The following is a 20,264-nucleotide window of genomic DNA, read 5'->3' on the forward strand; positions in this document are numbered from 1 at the left end:
CGATGGACTTCACGCTCACCGAAGCGCAGCGAGACCTCGCGTCGCTCACGCGCCGGATCCTGACGGACAAGGTCACCCCCGACGTGCTGGGGCCGCACGGTTCCGGCGGCTTCGACGCTCCACTGTGGACTTCGCTGGCCCAGGCCGGCGTGCTCGACGCCGCCCTTCCGCAGTCGGTCGGCGGTGGCGGCTTCGGACTGCTGGAGCAGTGTTCCGTACTCGCCGAGATCGGCCGCGCGGTCGCGCCCGTGCCGTATCTGACGTCGGTGGTCATGGGCGCGGCGGCGGTGGCCGCCTTCGGAGACGGGCGGCTGGCCGAGCGCTGGATCGTCCCGGTCCTGCGCGGTGACCACGTCCTCGCGGTGGCTCTGCCGGACTACGGCGTGCCGTGCGGGTTCACCGCCGAGGCCGACGGCGACGGCTGGCGGCTGACCGGCGCGCAGACCGCGGTGCCGTCGGGCGCGTTCGCGCACGGTTTCCTCGTCGAAGCCGCCATCGACGGCGGGCGTCAGGTGTTCCTGCTCGACCGCGACGCGGTGACGGTCTCGCCGCAGCGGACCGTCGACCACGCCGACGCGGCACTAGTCGAACTGTCCGGCGCGAAGGCCACGGCCTCGCTGGGCGACGTCGGCGAATGGCTGCGGCTTCGGGGCACGATCGGTGTCTGCGCGCAGCAGCTCGGCGTCGTCGAACGGGCACTGGAGCTGACCGCGGCGTACGCGCGGGAGCGCAAGCAGTTCGGTCATCTGATCGGGAGTTTCCAAGCCGTGCGGCAGCGGCTGGCCGACGCCTACGTCGACGTCGAAGCCGTCCGGCTGACGTTGTGGCAGGCCGCCTGGCGGCTGAGCGAAGGACTTCCGGCGGCCGAAGAGGCCGCGACGGCGAAGTTCTGGGCGGCCGAGGCGGGACATCGTGTCGCGCACACCGCCGTGCACATCCACGGCGGGGTCGGCATCGACGTCGACCACACCCTGCATCGCTACTTCGTCGCGGCGAAGCGGCTCGAGTTCACCTTCGGCGGGGCGACCGCGCAGCTGAGCGGGCTCGGCGATCTCCTGGCCGCGGATCCGGCATGACCCCCACGGTCACGGAACTCCTGCTCGCGCGGGCGGAGGACCACTCGACCGGGTTGCTGTTCGAGGACCGGCGCTGGACCTGGGCCGAGCACGTCCGGGCCTGCGCCGGATACGCGGCCGCGCTCACCGGGATCCTGCGTCCCGGCGGGCATTTCGGGGTGCTCGCGGACAACGTCCCGAGTTCTCGTTCCTGCTCGGCGGTGCGGCGCTCTCGGGACACGTGCTGGTCGGCCTGAACCCGACGCGCCGGGGCGCGGCGCTGGCCCGTGATATCGCACTGGCCGACTGCGAGCTGGTGTTCGCTGAGGAAAAGTACCTCCCGCTGCTGTCCGAGGCCGGTGTGCCGGTGCTGCCGCTGAGCGATCTCGAGCCGGCGCGGGAGGCCGTCGTCCCCGTCGCCGCGAAACCCGAAGACCTGCTCATGCTGATCTTCACCTCCGGCACCAGCGGAGACCCGAAGGCCGTCCGGTGCACCCACGGCAAGATCGCCTATCCCGGCGAGATGCTGGCCACCCGGTTCGGTCTGTCCACAGAGGACACCGTCTACGTGTCGATGCCGATGTTCCACTCCAACGCCGTCATGGCGGGCTGGTCGGTGGGGCTCGCCGCGGGCGCGGGGATCGCGCTGCGACGTCGGTTCTCGGCCTCCGGTTTCCTGCCGGACGTCCGGCGGTTCGGGGCGACCTACGCCAACTACGTCGGCAAGCCGCTGTCCTATGTGCTCACCACTCCCGCACGGGACGACGACGCCGACAATCCGCTGAAACTGGTCTATGGCAACGAAGGCGCGGAAGCCGACCTCTCCGCTTTCGCCACGCGATTCGGCTGTCACGTGGTCGACGCCTTCGGCTCGACCGAGGGTGGCGTGAACTTCGGCAGGGACGCCACCACCCCGCCCGGTTCGCTCGGCCGTCTGCTCGACGGCGTCGCCGTCCTCCACCCGGAGACCGGGAAACCCTGTCCCCCGGCGGAATTCGGCGAAGGCGGGAAGCTGCTCAACGCCGCCGAGGCGGTCGGCGAACTGGTCAACACCGGTGGTCCCGGGTTCTTCGCCGGGTACTACGGCGATCCCGCCGCCGAAGCCGAGCGGATGCGCGACGGGATGTACCACACCGGCGACCTGGCATACCTCGACACGGACGGCTACTGCTATTTCGCGGGCCGGTTGGGCGATTGGCTGCGCGTCGACGGCGAGAACCTCGGCACCGCCCCGATCGAACGCGCGCTCCTGCGGCATCCCGCCGTCAGCGAGGCCGCCGTGTACGGCGTCCCGGATCCGCGCGTCGGCGACCAGGTGCTGGCCGCACTGGTCTGCCGGGAGCCGATCGACGCGCACGAGTTCGCCGCTTTCGTCGCCGCACAAGGAGATCTCGGGCCGAAACAGCGGCCGAAGTTCGTGCGGGTGCTCGAAAGCTTGCCGCGGACGGCGACGCACAAGGTGCTCAAACGAGAGCTGGCCGCGGACGGCACGACCAACGCCTGGGAAGTCCGCTACCCCCGCGTTTAGTCCTCTGAATGCGGTGCTCACCCCGGGGCCGATCCCAGGGTCGCCACCGGTGATCTTCCCGATGTCCAGGACCGGTTCGCTCCCTAAGTTCGGTGCCATGAAACGAACTTCGCGCCGGATCGGCGTACTGGCGACCACTCTCGCCCTGCCCGCCGTCCTCCTCGCACCGTCCGCGTCGGCGTCGCCCGTCCGCTTGAGCCTTCCCGCGCCGACGGGCCCGTTCGCGGTCGGCAGCACCGACCTCCACCTGATCGACCATTCCCGCCAGGACCCGTGGGTTCCCGGTACGGCAAGGGAATTGATGGTCACCGTGCGGTACCCGGCGCTGCCGAGCGGAAAGCCGAAAGCGCCGTACATGGCGCCGGGTGTCGCGAAGGTGGTGGCCGAAGGCGACGCCGTCAAACTGGGGATGCCGCCGGATCGGCTCGACTACCGCTTCCCCACCCACTCCCGGATCGGCGCGCCCGCGATCGGCGGCAAGCGGCCTGTCGTGCTGTATTCGCCCGGCGGCACGTTGTCGCGTTCGCACGGCACCACCCACCAGGAACAGCTCGCGAGCGAGGGCTACGTCGTGGTGGCCATCGACCACACCCACGAAGCGGAAGCGGTGGAGTTCCCCGGCGGCCGTGTCGCGAAGAAGGCCTTGCCGCCGTCGAGTATCGAGGTGTCGAAGCGCGTGATCGAGACCCGCGTGCAGGACACGCGTTTCGTCCTCGACTCGCTCGGCCTCGCCCGGGCCGGCATGTTCGGTCACTCCGCCGGCGGGTTCACCGCGGGTGAGACGATGGTGAGCGATCGGCGCATCGTCGCGGGGGCGAACCTGGACGGCAGCATGGCCCACTCGCAGTCGCAGCGGATCTTCGGCCGCGTCGCCGACGAAGGGCTGGACCGGCCGTTCCTGCTGATGAGCGCCGGCGACCACAGCGCGGCGTCGGACGCGTCCTGGCAGGAATTCCAGCGCAATCAGCGCGGCTGGACAGGGGAAACGCGCCTGCCGGACGGTGAGCACTTCAGCTTCACCGATTACCAGACGCTGTTGCCGCAGCTGGGGAACGCTCCGGCCGCGTTCGTGGGCACCATCGACCCGGCGCGGAGCGTCGCCGTCCAGCGCGCCCGGCTCACGGCGTTCTTCGACGACCACCTGCGTCACCGAAGCAGCGACACGACCAAGGTCTCCTTGAGCCAGGCTTCGTAGTCGTCGTGACTCCACCCGGCCTCGGTGACGAGGCTGGTGTGGACGTCGGCGCTCATCAGGGCGACGGCGATGTCCGTGGCCCTGGGCACCAGGGTGCGGCCGCTCTTCCCGACGCGGTCCATGAGCATCTCGACGCCGAGCCGGTTGCGCCGCGCGCCCTCCGCCTGGGTCGCGGCGATGTCCGGATCGACGGCGGCACCGGAGCTCAGCATCGCGACGATGTCGCCGCAGCGTTCCCGGACTTGGCGGGCGACCGTGGCCAGCAGGCCGAGCAGCGCGACCGGATCCTCGGTCCGCTGCGCCTCGGCGACGACGTCGGGAATCCCGGCCTCGTCGTCGAGGAGGTCGACGAGACCGCCGAGGACGCCGGCCTTCGAGCCGAAGTGGGCGTAGATGGTCTGAGGGGAGACCCCCGCTTCCTGGGCGATGAGGCGGATCGGCGTCCGCGCGTACCCACGCTCGGCGAACAGGCCGCGGGCCGCCGTCAGGATCGTGCGCAGCGTCAGCGCCTCACGGCGATCGCGCAACCGGACGATGCCGGGAAGGTCCGCCGACATGTATGCTCCTCGAAAGTTGGAACGTTGTTCTAACAAATGGATCGTTGTTATAGGAGGATAGCGATGACCACCGAAGAGATCATCACCGCACTGGAACGTGCCTGGAACGCGGGCGACGGCGAGGCCTGGGCCGCGAACTTCGCCGAGGACGCGGACTTCGTCGACGTCGTCGGCCGGATCCAGCGCGGCCGGGCGACGATCGCGCGCGAGAGCCAGAACATCTTCGACACCATCTACCGGGGCAGCACGCTGCGGATCCGCCAGGTGTCGAGCCGCCCGCTCGGCGGCGGGTTCGACCTCGTGCACACCGCGACCAAGCTGGCCATCCCCGCCGGTCCCCTCGCCGGGGAAGCGCAAGCGGTGCAGACGATGGTCGTCCACGGCGAGCGGGTCGTCGCGTTCCACAACACGATCCGGGGCGATATCGCGGCGTTCACCGGCCACGACGCGGACCTCGCGGCCCGCTCGCCCCAAGAGTGGGATTCCTGAGCGGCGCCGTTCCCGGCAGACTCACGCTGTGACGCGTCTGAGAAAGCACTGGCTCTGGCCGCTCGTGATCAGTGTGCTCGCGCTCGGCGCCTTCGCCGGGCTCGGCCTGCTGACCCGGGCGGTGCTCGGCTCACGCGGTAACCGCGCTCTGGCGGACACCGGCGAATTCGGGGTGTGGTCGGCGCTGATCGCGGCGTCGGCGGTGCTCTTCGCCTTCCTGTTCGCGCATGCGATCCCCCTGACGGACTGGCGCCGCGTGGCCGGGATCGCGGTCTGGAAACCGGCTCTGGCGTATGGGATCTTCGCGGCGATCCTGTTCGCGTTCCAGTGGAAGACCGTTTCGCCGATCGGGAACCTCAAGCCCACGACGGCGATCGGGGTGTCACGGACGCTGCTCGCCCTCGGCCTGATCGCGGCGGCGCCCGCGGTGCTGGGCCTGTGGCTCAACCACACCCGGTTGCGCCGGATCTCGCGCGTGTTCGGCGGTGAGGCACGGGGGCAAGCCGCCGACGTCCTCGGCGAACTCCTCGAATGCAAGCGAGCCAACGGGATCTGTCTCGCCGTACTGGCGCTCATCGTGTCCACGGCAGTCATCGACGCCGGGGCCCAGCGCCGCGCCTTCCTCGCGACCGGAACACCGAAAGAGGCCTTCCCGCCCGAATCCGTGCTGCTCTACGGCGCGCTGTTCACCGCGATCTCGCTCCTGCTCTACGTCCCGGTGTTCCTCGCGTGGAAGACGCGGTGCCTGCGGCTGGTCGACGAGGTTTATCCACTGCCGTCCGACGCGCGGCCCGGCGAGGACTGGCTCGCCGGACGCGCCCGCCTGACCCAGCTGCTCGGCACCGACGCCACGGTGGGCAAGACCGTCACGGCGGCGTTCGGGATCCTCGCGCCACTGGCGGCGAGTGTGCTCAGCGTGGTGCTGCCCGGGCTCAAGTAGGGGCGTTGATCGGCCGCAGCCGTCGCGGCCCGGTGTCGGGGCGGGACGGTGGCGGGCCCAGCACGATCCGGGCGTTGGCCACGAAAGCGCCGTCCGGGGAGGCCAGGATCGGGTCGAGCGTCATCGACCGGACCTCGGGGTTGTCCTCGGCGAGCGCCGCGACACGCAACACGATGTCCTGGAGCGCGGCCAGATCCGCCGGTTCGTCGCCGCGGTAGCCGGTGAGCAGCGGCGAGGTCCGCGGTTCGCGCAGCAGGGTGGCGGCGTCGACGTCGGTCAGCGGGACGGCGCGATAGGCCCGGTCCCCCAGCAGCGTGCTGACCAGACCGGAGAGCCCGAACGACACGAGCGTGCCGAACGAAGGGTCGTCCTGCAGCCCGATCACGCAGGACAGGCCCTTGGGCGCCATCCGCTGGACGTAGACCTCGTCGTCGCCGGAGATCTCCCGCAGATCGAGGTACGCCCGGCGCACTCCGTCCACAGAGGACAGATCGAGCCGCACCCCGGCGAGGTCCGGCCTGCCGCGCAACCGTTCGTCGACGGCCTTGAGGGTGACCGGGAAACCGAGGTCTTCGGCCGCTTTCACCGCTTCGTCGGCGGACGTCACGACCCGGAACGGGACGACGTCGATGCCGTAGCAGCCCAGCAGCCGCACGACGTCGTCGTCGGAGAGCAGCGTCGTCTTGCCGTCCTCGGCCGCCAGCAGCTCGCCGACGATCACCTGCGCCTGCTCGGCGTGCAGCCCGGCGGGCCGCACCAGGTTGCCTTGCGGCCGCTGTCGCCAGGCGGCGTACCGCACGACCCGCGCGAGGGCGTTCACGGCGCGTTCCGGACTCGGGTACGACGGGACCGAACCCCGCGTCGGCACGCCGTCCTCCGACAGCACGGCCAGCTCGTCCGGCACCCCCTCGACGGCGAGGAAGGTCGACACGATCGGTTTGTTCTTGTCCATCTCGACGACGGCCTCCCGCAGCGCGCGGGCGTACGCGGTCCCCGGGATCGCCAAGGGCGGCACGAAGACCACGACGAGCGCGTCGGTCTCCGGCGAGTTGAGCGCCTCGCGCACGGCGGCGGCGAATTCCTCCGGGCTCGCCTGCGGCCCGACGTCGACCGGGTCGGCGGTCAGCCGGAGGCCGTGCGCCCGCGCCGTGTCGGCGGCGAGCAACCCGATGGCGCTGGAGTTGCCCACGATGGCGATCCGCGGCCCGGCGGGCAGTGGCTGGTGGGCGAAGACCAGCGCGGTGTCGAAGAGCTGCGCGAGCGTGTCGACGCGGACGACGCCCGCCTGCTCGAACAGGGCCTGGACGCTGGATTCGTCGACCTCCGCCGACGTCGCGGCGAGCTGCGGGCGGACGGCGTGCCTGCCGGATTTCACCGCGACCACCGGTTTCGTCCGCGCCAGCCGCCGCGCGAGCCGCGCGAACTTACGCGGGTTGCCGAACGATTCCAGGTACAGCAGGACGAGGTCGGTCGCCGGATCGGTCTCCCAGTACTGGAGCAGGTCGTTGCCGGAGACGTCGGCCCGGTTCCCCGCCGAGACGAACGTGGAAAGCCCGAGGCCGCGCGCTTCGGCGTCGGCCAGGATCGCGGTGCCCAGCGCGCCGGACTGACAGAAGAACCCGGTGCGGCCGCGCGCGGGCAGGCGGGGCGCGAGGGTGGCGTTGAGCCGGACCGAGGCGTCGGTGTTGAGCACACCCAGCGCGTTCGGGCCGACGACACGCATACCGTGCGCCCTGGCCTCCCCGACCAGCCTCAGTTCGGCGTGCAGCCCGTGCGGACCGGCCTCGGCGAACCCACCGGAGACGATCAGGAGGGTCTTGACCCCTTTGGCCAGCGCACCGTCCAAAACGGACTCGACGGCCTCGGCGGGCACGGCGACCAGCGCGAGGTCGACGTCTTCCGGAATGTCCACGACGGACGGATAGGCACGGACGCCGCGGACGGATTTGTGCTCCGGGTTGACCGGGTAGACCGTGCCGGCGAAGTCCGCGCTGAGCAGGTTCGTGAGGGCGACGTAGCCGATCTTGGTCGGATCGGTGGACGCGCCGATCACCGCGACCGACTTCGGATGCAGCAGGTTGTGCACACTGCGGGCCTCGGCGGCCTGCTCCCGGGAGCGGGCGACCGCGAGCGACTCCTCGGTCGGGTCGATGTCGAACTCCAGGTGCAGCACGCCTTCTTCGATCTCGCGGCTGACCTGGTAGCCCGCGTCACGGAACACCCGGACCATGCCCGCGTTCTCGGCGAGCACCTCGGCGACGAAACGGCGCAGCCCGGATTCCGAGGCGGCCGCGGCCAGATGCTCCAGCAGGATCGACCCGAGCCCGCGGCCCTGATGGGCGTCGTCGACGACGAACGCGACCTCGGCCGACGGTCCCTGTTCGAGCCGTTCGTACCGGCCGACCGCGACGATGTCGTCGCCCAGCAGCGCGACGAACGCGACCCTGTCGTGATGGTCGACGACGGAGAACCGTTCGAGGTCGCGCTGCGGGATCCGCGGATAGGCGCCGAAGTACCGGAAGTACCGGGTGCGTTCGGACAACCGGCCGTGGAAGGCGACCAGGCCGTCGGCGTCGCTCGGGATCACCGGGCGCAGGTGCACCGTCCCGCCGTCGGAGAGCAGGACGTCGGCCTCCCACTCACGCGGGTAGTCGTAGGGGTCGCGTTTGGTGTCCTCACTGACCATGTTCAGTCCCTCGGATCGTCCGGATCGAGGCCGTGCAGGGGGAAGATCGCGCGGCGGGTGTCGCGGATGGCGATGTCGACCGGCTCGTCCTCTCCGTCCCCCAAGGGACGAAGGCGGTGTCGCGGCCGTCGGACATGCCTGCCGGGATCTCGGCCTTCGGCGCCGCCCTGGAGATCGACGCGACCCAGTTCGGCGGCAGCGACGTCGCCGGGTCGACGTCGCGGTCGAGCACGGTGGCGAGCAGATGGGTCCAGGACCGAGGCACCACCCGGATCAGCTGGTAGCCACCGCCGCCCACGGCCAGCCAGCGGCCGCCGGTATGCGTCTCGGCCAGCTCGCGCAGCCGCCGGTAGATGGCGCGATGGCCGTCCACCGACAGCGAGAGATCCGCCAGCGGGTCTTCCTCGTGCGAGTCGACACCGCACTGGGTGACGAGGATCTGCGGCCGGAACTGCTCCAGCAGCGACGGCACCACCGCCTCGAACGCCCGCAGCCAGCCGCCGTCACGGGTGCCGGGCGGCAGCGGGAGGTTGACCGCCGTGCCCTCGGCCCCGCCCTTGCCGATCTCCGCCGAGTAGCCCGTGCCCGGCCACAACGTGAACGGGTGCTGGTGCAGGGAAACGGTCAGCACCCGCGGGTCGTCGTAGAACGACGTCTGCACACCGTCGCCGTGGTGGACGTCGGTGTCGACGTACGCGACGCGCTCGAAGCCGTGGTCCAGCAGCCACGAGATCGCCACCGAGCAGTCGTTGTAGACGCAGAAGCCCGACGCCTTGCCCGGCATCGCGTGGTGCAGCCCGCCGGCGATGTTCACCGCCCGGGTCGCCCCGCCCTCGGCGATCTTCCGCGCGGCCAGCAGCGTCGAGCCGACGACCAGCGCGGACGCCTCGTGCATCCCGCTGAAGACCGGGTTGTCCTCGGTGCCGAGCCCGTGCGCGAAATCGGCACCGGTCATCGGCGCCTGCCGGACGGCTTCGATGTACTCGCCGAGGTGCACGCGGCGTAACTCGTCCTCGCCCGCCGGGCCGGGGATCAGCAGTTCGACCCCGTCGAGCACGCCGAGTTCGGTGGCGAGCCGGATGGTCAGTTCGAGCCGCACCGGATTGAACGGATGCTCGCCGCCGAGGTCGTAACCCAGCAGCGAGGAGTCCCATACGACGGCCGGTGCTCGCATGGTCCGAACTCTAGTGCCCGGAAGCGGCTCGCGCGTCGCTCCGGACCGCCCGCGGGTCAGCCGGGCAGATCCCCCGTGGCCACCGGGCGCTCCGGATCGCGGGACCAGTGCGACCACGAACCCGCGTACAGCGCGGCGGGCGCGGGGTGACCGGCGACCTCGAGCGCGAGCACCACGGACGAGGCGGTGACGCCCGATCCACAGTAGACACCGACCGGTGTCTCCGGGGCCACGCCGAGCCCTTCGAACCGCTCCGCCAGCTCCGAGGCGTCACGCCAGCGGCCGTCCTCCCCGACGTGCCCGGAGAACGGCGCGTTGACCGCGCCGGGGATATGCCCGGCACGCGGATCGATCGGCTCGGTCTCCCCCGCGTACCTCGGCCGCGCCCGCGCGTCGAAGAGCAGCCCGTCCCTGGCGAGCTTGGCGGCCTCGGCCGCGTCGAGCACCGGCATGCCACCGGGCTTCACGACGATGTCGCCCTCCGCGGGCGAAGGGATCTCGCCGGTGAGCGGGCGGTCCTCGTCGGCCCAGGCGGCGAACCCTCCGTCCAGCAAGGCGACCTCGGCGTGCCCGGCCCAGCGCAGCAGCCACCACGCCCGGGCCGCGACCGAACCGTCGGAGTCGTCGTAGACCACGACCGGGTGACCGGCACGGACCCCGGCCGCCCGCAGGTGCCGCTGCAGCGTCTCCGGTTCGGGCAGCGGGTGACGGCCGCCCTCCCCCGGCTCCCCGGCGAGCGCCGTGTCGAGATCGACGTACACCGCACCTGGGAGATGCGCCTCACGGTAGGAATCGGCGCCGGGCGGCCCGGCGAGCCGCCAGCGGACATCGAGGACTACGGAGCGTGCGGATTCCGGCCCGGAGAGCTGCTCCGCGAGTTCGCTGGTGGTGATCATGGGGCGCATGGGCCCATCTTCCCGTGACTCGCGGCTCCATGCCCAGCTTGGGGGACTTTTCCCGCCTCGGCGCTTGTTCTCCCCACGCCTGCGTCGCTGTCGGTGCCAGCGACTACGATGAGCAACGCGGACGAAGGGGACAGCGTGAACGATCTCATCGACACCACAGAGATGTACTTGCGTACCATCTACGAGCTCGAAGAAGAAGGTGTCGTCCCGCTGCGGGCCCGGATCGCGGAGCGGCTGCAGCAGAGCGGCCCGACCGTGAGCCAGACCGTCGCCAGGATGGAACGCGACGGACTGGTCGTGGTCGCGGACGACAGGCACCTGCAGCTGACCGAGCACGGGCGCGAGCTCGCCATCGCGGTCATGCGCAAGCACCGGCTGGCCGAGCGCCTCCTGGTCGACGTCATCGGCCTGGAATGGGAGCACGTCCACAACGAGGCCTGCCGCTGGGAACACGTGATGAGCGAGGCCGTCGAGCGCAAGCTGGTCAAGCTGCTCGACCACCCCACCACGTCGCCCTACGGCAACCCGATCCCGGGGCTGGACAAGCTCGGCGACGGCGATCCCGCCCCGCCCGCCGAAGCCGACCTCGTGCGGCTCGACGAGTTCGCCCGCATGGGTGGCGGCGAGGTCGAGATCCGCCGCATCGCCGAGCACGTGCAGCTGGACGAGACGCTGATGACCGAGCTCAAGTCGGTCGGCATCGTGCCCGGCAGCCGGGTCAAGGTCGGCAAGACGGCGCCCGGCGGGACCATCGAGGTCACCGGCGGGAGCAGCACCGCGCAGGTGCCCGTCTCGGCGCTGCACGCCGTGCTGGCGCAGGCCAGGTGAGCGCCGCGTCCGACGCCGCGGAGACCTTCCAGGCCCTCCACGGCCGGGCTCCGGCCGGCGTCTGGTCCGCACCGGGCCGGGTGAACCTGATCGGTGAGCACACCGACTACAACGACGGTTTCGTGCTGCCGTTCGCCCTCCCGCACCGGCTCGCCGCCGCGGCGACGCCGCGCGAGGACGGTGTGCTGACCGTGGCCACCCTCGGCTCGGACGGCCGGGTGCAGGAGTCCGGCCCGCTCACCATCGCCGATCTGCGGCCCGGCTCGGTCGAGGGGTGGGCCGCGTACCCGGCCGGGGTCGCGTGGGTCCTGCGGGACCAGGGCCTCGGCGGCGGCGCGGACGTGGCGATCGCGGGGGACGTGCCCTCGGGGGCGGGGCTGTCCTCCTCCCACGCGCTCGAATGCGCCGTCGCGCTCGCCTTCCTGGGGCTGGCGGGCATCACCCCGGGGACCGGCGCGGGTTCGCCGACCCTGCACGAGGTGGCGCGCTGGGTGCAGCGTTCGGAGAACGACTTCGTCGGGGCGCCGACCGGCCTGCTCGACCAGACCGCTTCCCTGTGCTGCACGGAATCGAACGTGCTGTTCCTCGACGTCCGCTCCGGCGAGATGGAGCAGGTGCCGTTCCCGCTGGAGGAATCCGGCGTCCGGATCCTGATCATGGACAGCCGCACGAAGCATTCGCACGCCGAGGGCGGCTACGGCGAACGCCGCAGGGGCTGTGAGCGCGCCGCCGAGCTGCTCGGGGTGAAGGCGCTGAGGGACATCGGCGTCGACGGGCTGGACACCGCGCTCGCCAAGCTGCCGGACGAGCTCGTGCCGCTGGTGCGTCACGTCGTGACCGAGAACCAGCGCGTCCTCGACACCGTGGACCTGTTGCGCGCGGGCCGGATCACCGAGATCGGCCCTCAGCTGGACGCCTCGCACGTGAGCATGCGCGACGACTACCGGATCTCCACCCGCGAGCTCGACCTCGCCGTCGATTCGGCCCGTGCGGCCGGGGCGCTCGGCGCGCGGATGACCGGCGGCGGCTTCGGCGGGTCGGCGATCGCACTGGTCCGCGAGTCCGATGTGGACGCCGTGGGCCGAGCGGTGAAAGCCGCGTACGAAGCGGCGGATCTGCGCCACCCCAGGCTGTTCACCGCCGTGCCGTCGCGTGGCGCGGGCCGCGACACGCTTTAGCCGCCGCACCACCCCCGGGCGCGCACCGTGCCCGGGGGCGAGGACACTGGGCCGCGACCGCATCCGCAGCAGAAAGGCGCGAACGTGACCGACGAACCGACCAAGACCCTGAAACTGATGGTGACGGGCGGAGCCGGTTATGTGGGCAGCGTCTGCGCGGCCCGTCTCATCGAGGCCGGGCACGACGTCACCGTGGTCGACGACCTCTCCACCGGGCACGCCGACGCGGTGCACCCGGACGCCACCTTCGTCGAAGGCGACGCCGCCGAGGTCGCCCGGCGCCTGCTCGGCGACGGCTTCGACGGTGTCCTCCACTTCGCCGCCAAGTCGCTGGTCGGCGAATCGATGACGGATCCGGCGAAGTACTGGGAAGGCAACGTCCTCACCTCGCTCCGCCTGCTCGAGGCGATGCGCGACCACGGCACGAAGCGGCTGGTGTTCTCCTCCACCGCGGCCACCTACGGCGAACCCGAGTCCTCCCCCATCCCGGAGACGGCCCCGACCCAGCCGACCAACACCTACGGCGCGACGAAGCTGGCCATCGACCACGCGATCACGTCGTTCTCGCGCGCCCACGGCATCGCCGCGGTCAGCCTGCGCTACTTCAACGTCGCCGGCGCCTACGGCTCCTTCGGCGAGCGGCACACCACCGAAACCCACCTGATCCCCCTCGTGCTCCAGGTCGCCACCGGGGACCGCGAGCGGATCCAGATCTTCGGTGACGACTATCCGACCGCGGACGGCACCGCCATCCGCGACTACATCCACGTGGTCGACCTCGCCGACGCGCACCTGCTGGCCCTGCGGCACGCGGCCGACGGCGAACACCGCATCTACAACCTCGGCAGCGGCACCGGTTTCTCGGTGCTCGAGGTGATCGAGGCGTGCCGCCGCACCACCGGCCACGAAATCCCCGCCGCGGTCGCGCCGCGCCGCGCGGGCGACCCGTCGGTCCTGGTCGCCTCCAGCGAGCGGGCCGGCGACGAACTCGGCTGGAAGCCCGAGCGCACCGACCTCGACGGCATCGTGGCCGACGCCTGGGCGTTCACCCGGTCCCGCCGGAACGCCTGAGCCTGATCTCCGGTGGTCCTTCGGCCTGCTGCCGCAGGATCACCTCGATCAGGTCGTCCGGCGGCACCATCGCGTTGAGGGCCGTGCTCAGCAGCTTCGCCAGCCGGTGCTCAGGGTCGGCCTCTGCGGCCCTGGCCAAGGCCATCCCGGCGGTCGCCAGGTCGCCTCGGACATAGGCGGCGTGCGCCTTCAGGACGAGCGCCTCGGCCGCTTCGGGCGCCGGGAGCTCCCTGGCCAGGATGAGCCAGAGGTCCTCCGCCGCGCGGGCGAGCGACGAGTCCGCGGGGACGGCGGTGAGCAGGCAGGCGCCGCGGACCTCGACCAGGGACAGCGCCCAGGCCAGCCGGACGGCCTGGTCGTCGGTGATCGACGGGTCGCCGCCGTCGGCGCGGGTGAGGGCGGCGTTCACCTCGGCGACCCCGGCCGCGACGGGATCTTCCCCTCGCCACGGCGGATCGGCCATCCTGATGAGGAGATCGGCCCGTCTGGCGAGCGTCTCCGGCGCGACGGGGTCGAAGAGCCGCTCGAGCTCGTCCCGGCTCGCGTGGGTGATCTGCCCGGCACCGGTGACGATCGCGGCGGCCACCGAGTCCCGCGGATCCGGCAGGGTTCCGCCGCAGGTCCTTTCCCGGTAGCAGCCCCAGCGCACGTCGGCGGCGATCCGGGGCGCCCACACCGAATGCGTCACCGAGATCTCGTACTCGGCCAGCGAGGCTTCCAGGCGCCGGACGAACCGGCGCCGCGGTGGCCGTCCCGCCTTGTTCGCGGTGCCACCGCCGACCACCGCGAGGGTGGCTCCGGTGTGGCCGGACACGGCGAGCCTGATCGCCAGGTCACGCGCCTGGTCTTGTTCCAGGCCGGGCGGCGGCAGGTCCACGCGCATGACGAGGCCTTGCTTCATACGTCCAGGGCCGCGCAGGCCGAAGACGACGACGGAGTCCTCGGGGTGGAATCCGAGGAGGTACGGGATCGCGACGAGCAGGTCCGCCGGATCCGTCAGATCGACCTTGGTCCTGCCGGTCGGGGTGGAAGTGGTCATGCCCCCACCCTGCGGCGGGAATGGGGCCGCTGGGTGGGGCGGGACACATCTGTGGACAGCCGGGGCCGTTGTGGACAACCGCCGCGGGACCGATCGCGGGAGGCCGATCCTGTCGGTGGGGTGATCTACAGTGCCCGGCCCCGCGGGATCAGTCGCAGTGCTCGAACGGGCTCTCGTAGGCGTTCGACCCGACCGAACCGCCCCACTTGACGCAGGTCGAGGCGGCCGTCTTCTTCACCGGTCCGGCGTAGTAGGTGAAGCTGCCGGAGTCGGTCACGCGAGCCGAACCCTGCACCTCGAGGAAGGCCGAAACCGGCGAAGCGGTGCCGAGCGAAACAGCCTTCAGCGTGGTGACGCAGTTGGCCTTGGTCGAAGCGTTGTACAGCAGGTACGCCGTACCCGAACCGTTCGCGAGTCCCTGCGAGTCGACGACCGAGAAGCCGCTGCCGCATACCTCGGTGGCCTCGTACGGGTTGCCGCCGCACGAGTTCTTGCTGGTGAAGTTCGTGTGGCCGTAGTACGGCACCGCGACCCCGTTCAGCACCGCCTTCTGCGCCACTCCGTTGAGCCGCTCTTCGAAGTGCAGGTGGGGGCCGGTCACGCCGCCGGTCGCGCCGGCCGTGCCGATCTGCTTGCCGAGGCTGACGGCCTGGCCGACCGACACGGACTGGGTCGAAAGGTGCGCGTACCGGGTACGCCAGCCGCCACCGTGGTCGATCTCGACCCAGCGCCCGTAGCTCGTGCTGCCTTCGTTGGCGACGCGGGTGACGGTGCCGCCCGCCGACGCCAGCACCGGCATCCCGGTGATCCCGGACTTCTGGAAGTCGACCGAGTTCGCCGGGCTGTGCCCGCTGAACGTCGCCGCCGTGACCGTGACGCCGCATTTGAAGGGGACCTGGAAGTTCGGGGCGGCCGACGCCTGCGTCGTGCCGGCGAGGGTCAGGCCGAGCGCGGGGAGAACGGCGGCCGCGGCGAGCACTGCGAAACGGCGCAACCTGGACATGGAGACCTCCATCAGGTGGGGAAGCCGGACAGGACGGAGCAAAGCCGGGGGAAATACATTTTCCGTACAAGCCCGAGGTCGGGTCGGTGTTTTCCATCCGAAACGCCTGATGCCACGTCCCGCGGCAACGCCTGTCGTCGGTCGTGAGTGCTTCTCTGGCCGATGGACGTATCGGTGACGTAGTGAAGGCCTCCTTCCCTACCCTCAAGGTAAGGAAGGAGGCCTTCACGGACGTCGGCTCGCTCAGCCGAAGGCGGCACGCAGCGCGGGCTTGCCACCCGCCACCGGCAGCACCAGCGAAGAGCGGTTCAGCTCGACCGAGACAGCGGCGCCCGGCTTCGGGCGGAGCGTGTAGTCGTGATCGCTGGAGGCCACCAGGAACTCGATCTTGTGCCCGGCCGCGAGCAGGTAGTCCTTGGCGACCAGTTCCACCTCGACCTTGTAGTTCTCGCCGGGGGTGATCGGGTCGGTGCGGGCGGGGTCGCGCCGGTTCTGCGGGTCGGTCCAGCCCCGCGTGATCACCTTCGCCGTCCCGTCCGGGGCGCGGTCGAGGAGCACCGCGGTCACGTTCGCGGCCGGCTTGTCGAAGGACAGCGACAGGTCGGTCTTCACGGTTCCGGAAAGCCGCACGGGCTGCTTCGCCTCGGTGGTCGAGTACAGCAGGCGGTTGCCCGACGACGCGGCGGCCGCCAGCTGTTCGATCGTCTTGCTCGCGTCGTCCGCCAGCGTCTCGACGGCCGCCTTGCCCGGAACGGGGTTGCGCGTGTCGAGCTTGCCCTTCGAGGAACCGCCGGGCCACGGGTAGAGCCTGACGTCCTGGGTGCCGGGCAGCGGCCACTCCGGCTCGTCCACCCACGACTTGTCCTCGCGCTGGATGGTGGCCTTCGGCTCACGCTCGATGCCGTTGTCGATGCCGTAGAGGTAGTGCGACATCCACTTGTTCAGCGTGGCGAGCCAGACGTCGCGGCGGAGGCTGTACGGATCGGAGTGCCCGGACTGGTGCAGCCAGATCTTGTGCTCGACACCGCGCGCCTTGAGCATCTCGTACCAGCGGGTGCCTTGGTCGGTCTTGACGTTCCAGTCGCCGAGGCCGTGCACCACGAGCACCGAGGCGCGCACCTTGTTCACGTCGTTGCGGTAGTTCCGCGCGTCCCAGAAGGGGCTGTAGTCACCGGTCACCCGGTCCTGGTCGACCGTGATGCCGTCGATCAGCGGACGGCAGACGGCGCGATCCTGGCGCGTGTAGACGTAATCCGCGAGTACGTCCGCGTCTTCGCCCTGGAATCCGCCGGCCGCGACGACGGCGCCGTCGTTGCGGTAGTAGTCGTACCAGCTGGAGATCGCCGCGATCGGGACGATCGTCTCCAGGCCTTCGACACCCGTGCTGGCCACCGCGTTGGGCAGTGTCCCGTTGTAGGACACGCCCATCATGCCGGTCTTGCCGGTGCTCCAGTCCGCGACCGCGGCCTTGCCCGCCGCGTCCCGCGCCGTCGCGCGGCCGTTCAACCAGTCCACAATGGACTTCGCGCCGATGGTCTCGTTGACGTCGCCGCTGCTCGGGCAGCCGGTGGACTGGCCGCTGCCGAGCGACTCCCCGTAGACCACGGCGAAGCCGCGGGCGGTGAAGTAGTCCTGGTAACGCCAGCTGATCGGTGCCGCGTTCGGGCCGACGGTCTTCGTGGCGATCCGCGGGCCGGCCGGGGCGCGCTTCGCGCCGGGCACGTACAGCTCGACGTCGACGTTGTGGTTCGCGACGTCGTTGCCGCCCGCGTAGTACGGGCTAGCCTGGTAGACGACCGGGACCTTCATGCCCTGCTGCGTCGCGCGGGGCCGCACGACCTCCGCGTGCACGAGGTCGTCCTTGCCGTCGCGGTCGCTGTCGACCGGTGCGGTGACCCAGACGTTCTCCCGGATGACGTCCGCCGGGTCGAACACCGGCTGCGCTTGGCCGTCCTTGAAGACCGGCGTTGGCGGCGCGTCGGCTTGGGCGGGCAACGCCGTCGCCGGAAGGACCAGGACGGCGGTGAACAGGGCGGCGAGCCTGGCGACTCTCACAGGACCCCCAAGGGCAGGCGGGCAAGACGCAGCTGAGGCTTCCGGCCACCCGAACGAGAGTCAAGAGACTAACGTCGGAGGCATGCCGAGCACCCTGGAAGCACCGATCGTCGCCGTCACCGTCTACCCGCACCACGCCCGGATCACAAGGCGGGCTTCGGCGGCCCTCGACGGGGAAACGCGTTTCGCCTTCGCGGGCCTGCCGTGGAACCTGGACACCGATTCGGTCCGCGTCACCGGTTCCGGCCCCGCGGTCATCGCCGGGGTCGACGTCGCCGTCGAGCGCCATCCCGCGCCCGCGGACGCTTCCCTGCGCGCGCTGACCGAACAGCGGAAGACCGATCAGGCGGTGATCGACGAGGTCGCGGACGCGGTCTCCGCCGAGACGGCGAAGGTCGATCTGCTGACCGGCCTGGCGACGCGCAGCGGCAAGAGTTTCGCGAAGGCGCTCGCGGCGGGCACGGCGGAACCGCCCCGCGTCGCCGAGGTCACCGACGCGCTCGGCGCGCAACTGGCCGAAGCGCTGGGCAAGCGCCGCGAACTCGGCATCCGTCTCGCCCGGCTCCGTGACGACCTCAAGGCGCTCGACCGCGAGATCGAGGCGAAACAAGGCATGTCCGAAGTGGACAGCGCGACGGTCACGGTGGAGCTGGAGCCTGAGGAGGACGGCGCGGAGATCGGCCTCGAACTGTCCTATATGGTCGCGAACGCGAGCTGGGAGCCCGGTTACGACGTGCGTGTCCGCGGCGAGGACGTCTCGCTGACCTGGTACGGGCGGATCACCCAGCACACCGGCGAGGACTGGCCGGAATGCGAACTTGCCCTCTCGACCGCGCGGCCGGCGAACACCGTCGAGGTACCGGAACTCGAACCCTGGTTCCTCGACCGCGTGCGTCCGGTCCAGCCGCTGATGGCGCGCGCGGCGTACGGCAGCGCGGCACCCGCGGGCGGCGGGATGCCGGAGGCGGCGGGCCCGCCGGCACCCGGCGCCCCCGCGATGGCCGTGCGGACCGCGTCCGTCGAACAGGGCACCACCGCGGTCACCTACCGGCCGGGACGCCCGGTGGCGGTGCCGTCGGGAGCGCAGGGCCACCGCACGACGCTCGCGCAACTTGAACTGACGGCGAAACTGGGTTACATCACCGCTCCGGCGGTATCCCGGAGGCGTTCCTGCGGGCGACCGTGGTCAACACTTCGGAGCACACGCTGCGGCCGGGGAAGGCATCGGTGTTCCACGAGACGGAGTTCGTCGGCACCACGCGGCTGGACGTCTGGGCGCCGGGAGAGGAACTCGAACTCGCCCTCGGCGTGGACGACCGGATCCGGATCGAACGGGAGCTCACGCACCGCACGGCGAGCAAGGCGACGCTTTCCGGCGTCCGCAAACGGGAAGCCGCGTACACCACGACGATCGTCAACCACAGCCCGCGCGATGCCGTCGTGACCGTGCTGGACCAGGCGCCGGTCTCCCGGGACGACGCGATCACCGTCCGGGACGTGCGCACCACGCCGGAGACGGTGGAGCGGACCGAGCTGGGCGAGTTCACCTGGCGGCTGACGCTCGCTTCGGGCGCGAAGGGCGTCGTGACGCTCGGGTACCGGGTGGACGTCGCGAAGGGGGTCGAGCTGTCGGGGTGGCGCGAGTAACCCCAGGCACCTCGTGAGTGGTAAGGACGGCTAGAGCCAACCCTCTTTAAGTTACCTACTTGTGACGTGCGGTTTTGTCCTGTCGTCTAGTTCGGGTAGACGTCTCTCGGCTTGGCGGCGGGCAGGGCGGGCGGAGCTCCGCGTGAGCGGAGTCGAACGCCCGCAGCGAGGAGGACTCGACGGGTCTGGCTGTAGGTCATGCGGTGCTTGTCGGCCAGTTGCCGGATCGATCGGCCGTCGTGATAGACGTTGACCAGCCCGGCGGTGTGGGTGGGAGTTGGATCTTCGGTGGCCGCAAGGTCACACCGGCATCTAAGAGCAGCGTGCGGGCCTTGCGGTAGCTGAGGGAATACCGCAAGGCCAGGCTCTCGATGGTATCGCCGTCGGCGTATCGGCGTAGGAGTTCGGCAATCGTCGCCTGAGCGACGTTCTGACCTGGCCCGGTAGCCGTCATGGGTGAGAGCCCGGTGCGGCTTGACTGACCTGGAGTCGTTGGCCCGGTTTGCGGAGCGTGACTCCTGCGGCGAGGAGCATGCGGCGGGCGACACCGAAGCTGAGACCGTGTCGCTCGGCAAGTTCGGGGATGGTCGATCCGTTTCGGTAGGCGGCGGCCATGCCCGGCGGTATGGAGAGTGGCGTAGGGCCTACTCGCCGGAGGGTGACGCCTTCGGCGAGTAGGCGTTCGCGTGTCGCGTAGTAGGTCAGGCCAAAACGTGCGGCGAGGGCCGTAATCGTCGCTCCCGCGTGGTAGTCCTGCACCAGTGCGCATAGCTGCATCGGCGTCATGACTTGGTCGCGGTGTTCCTGCACTTCTCCTCTTCCTCCTCTGCTGTTGCTGAAACCTGGAAGCATCGGCAGCCGACCGAACACTGTCCAGCTATCCAGCGATGGCAATTCGAACGTTTCTTGCGCAT

At 70.7% G+C, this 20,264-nt stretch carries 15 protein-coding genes and 3 pseudogenes; 9 read left to right on the plus strand and 9 right to left on the minus strand.

The features are described from left to right. Positions 1 to 2: 2 nt before the first annotated feature. The 3 genes and pseudogenes from MJQ72_RS04890 to MJQ72_RS04900 all read left to right on the plus strand — a co-directional run bounded on the left by MJQ72_RS04890 (position 3) and on the right by MJQ72_RS04900 (position 3,778). Positions 3 to 1,076 carry an acyl-CoA dehydrogenase family protein gene (locus MJQ72_RS04890; protein WP_240597950.1) on the plus strand — a complete coding sequence of 358 codons (1,074 nt, stop codon included), beginning with the start codon at positions 3 to 5 and terminating at the stop codon, positions 1,074 to 1,076. Next, positions 1,073 to 2,583, plus strand: a pseudogene (locus MJQ72_RS04895) (long-chain-fatty-acid--CoA ligase). Before MJQ72_RS04890 ends, MJQ72_RS04895 begins: the two are co-directional and overlap by 4 nt. Positions 2,584 to 2,680: 97 nt before the next feature. Continuing rightward, complete coding sequence (locus MJQ72_RS04900; protein WP_240597951.1) at positions 2,681 to 3,778, plus strand: alpha/beta hydrolase; 1,098 nt, start codon at positions 2,681 to 2,683, stop codon at positions 3,776 to 3,778. Here the strand turns inward: MJQ72_RS04900 and MJQ72_RS04905 are convergent. Next, complete coding sequence (locus MJQ72_RS04905; protein WP_240597952.1) at positions 3,730 to 4,335, minus strand: TetR/AcrR family transcriptional regulator; 606 nt, start codon at positions 4,333 to 4,335, stop codon at positions 3,730 to 3,732. The genes MJQ72_RS04900 and MJQ72_RS04905 overlap by 49 nt on opposite strands. Positions 4,336 to 4,398: 63 nt before the next feature. Between MJQ72_RS04905 and MJQ72_RS04910 the strand changes: the two genes are divergently transcribed. Further along, positions 4,399 to 4,824, plus strand: a complete 426-nt coding sequence (locus tag MJQ72_RS04910) for an SgcJ/EcaC family oxidoreductase (RefSeq protein ID WP_240597953.1) — start codon at positions 4,399 to 4,401, stop codon at positions 4,822 to 4,824. Between the two features lie 28 nt (positions 4,825 to 4,852). After that, on the plus strand, positions 4,853 to 5,764 hold the full coding sequence (locus MJQ72_RS04915) for a hypothetical protein (RefSeq protein ID WP_240597954.1): 912 nt from the start codon (positions 4,853 to 4,855) through the stop codon (positions 5,762 to 5,764). Here the strand turns inward: MJQ72_RS04915 and MJQ72_RS04920 are convergent. The 3 genes and pseudogenes from MJQ72_RS04920 to MJQ72_RS04930 all read right to left on the minus strand — a co-directional run bounded on the left by MJQ72_RS04920 (position 5,757) and on the right by MJQ72_RS04930 (position 10,529). Further along, a complete protein-coding gene (locus MJQ72_RS04920; protein WP_240597955.1) occupies positions 5,757 to 8,450 on the minus strand; it encodes a bifunctional GNAT family N-acetyltransferase/acetate--CoA ligase family protein in 2,694 nt (897 codons plus the stop codon). The two genes, MJQ72_RS04915 and MJQ72_RS04920, sit on opposite strands and share 8 nt — an antisense overlap. Positions 8,451 to 8,452: 2 nt before the next feature. Continuing rightward, a pseudogene (locus tag MJQ72_RS04925) lies at positions 8,453 to 9,624 on the minus strand (acetoin utilization protein AcuC). 56 nt (positions 9,625 to 9,680) lie between these two features. Continuing rightward, positions 9,681 to 10,529 (minus strand): sulfurtransferase, encoded by an 849-nt coding sequence (locus tag MJQ72_RS04930; RefSeq protein WP_240597956.1) that lies wholly within the window; start codon positions 10,527 to 10,529, stop codon positions 9,681 to 9,683. A 108-nt stretch (positions 10,530 to 10,637) separates the two neighbouring features. Here MJQ72_RS04930 and MJQ72_RS04935 point away from each other — a divergent pair, with 108 nt between their 5' ends. The 3 genes from MJQ72_RS04935 to galE all read left to right on the plus strand — a co-directional run bounded on the left by MJQ72_RS04935 (position 10,638) and on the right by galE (position 13,606). Then, the gene (locus MJQ72_RS04935) at positions 10,638 to 11,357 is read left to right on the plus strand and encodes a metal-dependent transcriptional regulator (RefSeq protein ID WP_016332755.1); all 720 of its coding nucleotides are present in this window, start codon (positions 10,638 to 10,640) and stop codon (positions 11,355 to 11,357) included. Next, positions 11,354 to 12,535 carry a galactokinase gene (gene galK, locus MJQ72_RS04940; RefSeq protein ID WP_240597957.1) on the plus strand — a complete coding sequence of 394 codons (1,182 nt, stop codon included), beginning with the start codon at positions 11,354 to 11,356 and terminating at the stop codon, positions 12,533 to 12,535. The genes MJQ72_RS04935 and galK overlap by 4 nt, the downstream gene beginning before the upstream one ends. A 117-nt stretch (positions 12,536 to 12,652) precedes the next feature. After that, positions 12,653 to 13,606, plus strand: a complete 954-nt coding sequence (gene galE, locus MJQ72_RS04945) for a UDP-glucose 4-epimerase GalE (protein ID WP_396426975.1) — start codon at positions 12,653 to 12,655, stop codon at positions 13,604 to 13,606. Here galE and MJQ72_RS04950 read toward each other — a convergent pair. The 3 genes from MJQ72_RS04950 to MJQ72_RS04960 form a co-directional block, all read right to left on the minus strand. Next, a complete protein-coding gene (locus tag MJQ72_RS04950) occupies positions 13,581 to 14,645 on the minus strand; it encodes a DUF4192 domain-containing protein (RefSeq protein WP_240597959.1) in 1,065 nt (354 codons plus the stop codon). The genes galE and MJQ72_RS04950 overlap by 26 nt on opposite strands. 148 nt (positions 14,646 to 14,793) lie before the next feature. Beyond that, on the minus strand, positions 14,794 to 15,648 hold the full coding sequence (locus tag MJQ72_RS04955) for a M23 family metallopeptidase (RefSeq protein ID WP_038516271.1): 855 nt from the start codon (positions 15,646 to 15,648) through the stop codon (positions 14,794 to 14,796). A 243-nt stretch (positions 15,649 to 15,891) separates the two neighbouring features. Continuing rightward, the gene (locus MJQ72_RS04960) at positions 15,892 to 17,703 is read right to left on the minus strand and encodes a Xaa-Pro dipeptidyl-peptidase (RefSeq protein WP_240597960.1); all 1,812 of its coding nucleotides are present in this window, start codon (positions 17,701 to 17,703) and stop codon (positions 15,892 to 15,894) included. A gap of 82 nt (positions 17,704 to 17,785) precedes the next feature. Between MJQ72_RS04960 and MJQ72_RS04965 the strand changes: the two are divergent. Next, positions 17,786 to 19,350, plus strand: a pseudogene (locus tag MJQ72_RS04965) (DUF4139 domain-containing protein). An 86-nt stretch (positions 19,351 to 19,436) separates the two neighbouring features. Here MJQ72_RS04965 and MJQ72_RS45005 read toward each other — a convergent pair. Both MJQ72_RS45005 and MJQ72_RS45010 read right to left on the minus strand, forming a co-directional pair. Beyond that, the gene (locus MJQ72_RS45005; protein ID WP_396426929.1) at positions 19,437 to 19,898 is read right to left on the minus strand and encodes a helix-turn-helix domain-containing protein; all 462 of its coding nucleotides are present in this window, start codon (positions 19,896 to 19,898) and stop codon (positions 19,437 to 19,439) included. Next, on the minus strand, positions 19,801 to 20,202 hold the full coding sequence (locus MJQ72_RS45010) for a helix-turn-helix domain-containing protein (protein WP_396426976.1): 402 nt from the start codon (positions 20,200 to 20,202) through the stop codon (positions 19,801 to 19,803). The genes MJQ72_RS45005 and MJQ72_RS45010 overlap by 98 nt, the downstream gene beginning before the upstream one ends. Positions 20,203 to 20,264: the final 62 nt, after the last annotated feature.

This window comes from Amycolatopsis sp. EV170708-02-1 (genome assembly GCF_022479115.1).
Classification (GTDB): domain Bacteria; phylum Actinomycetota; class Actinomycetes; order Mycobacteriales; family Pseudonocardiaceae; genus Amycolatopsis.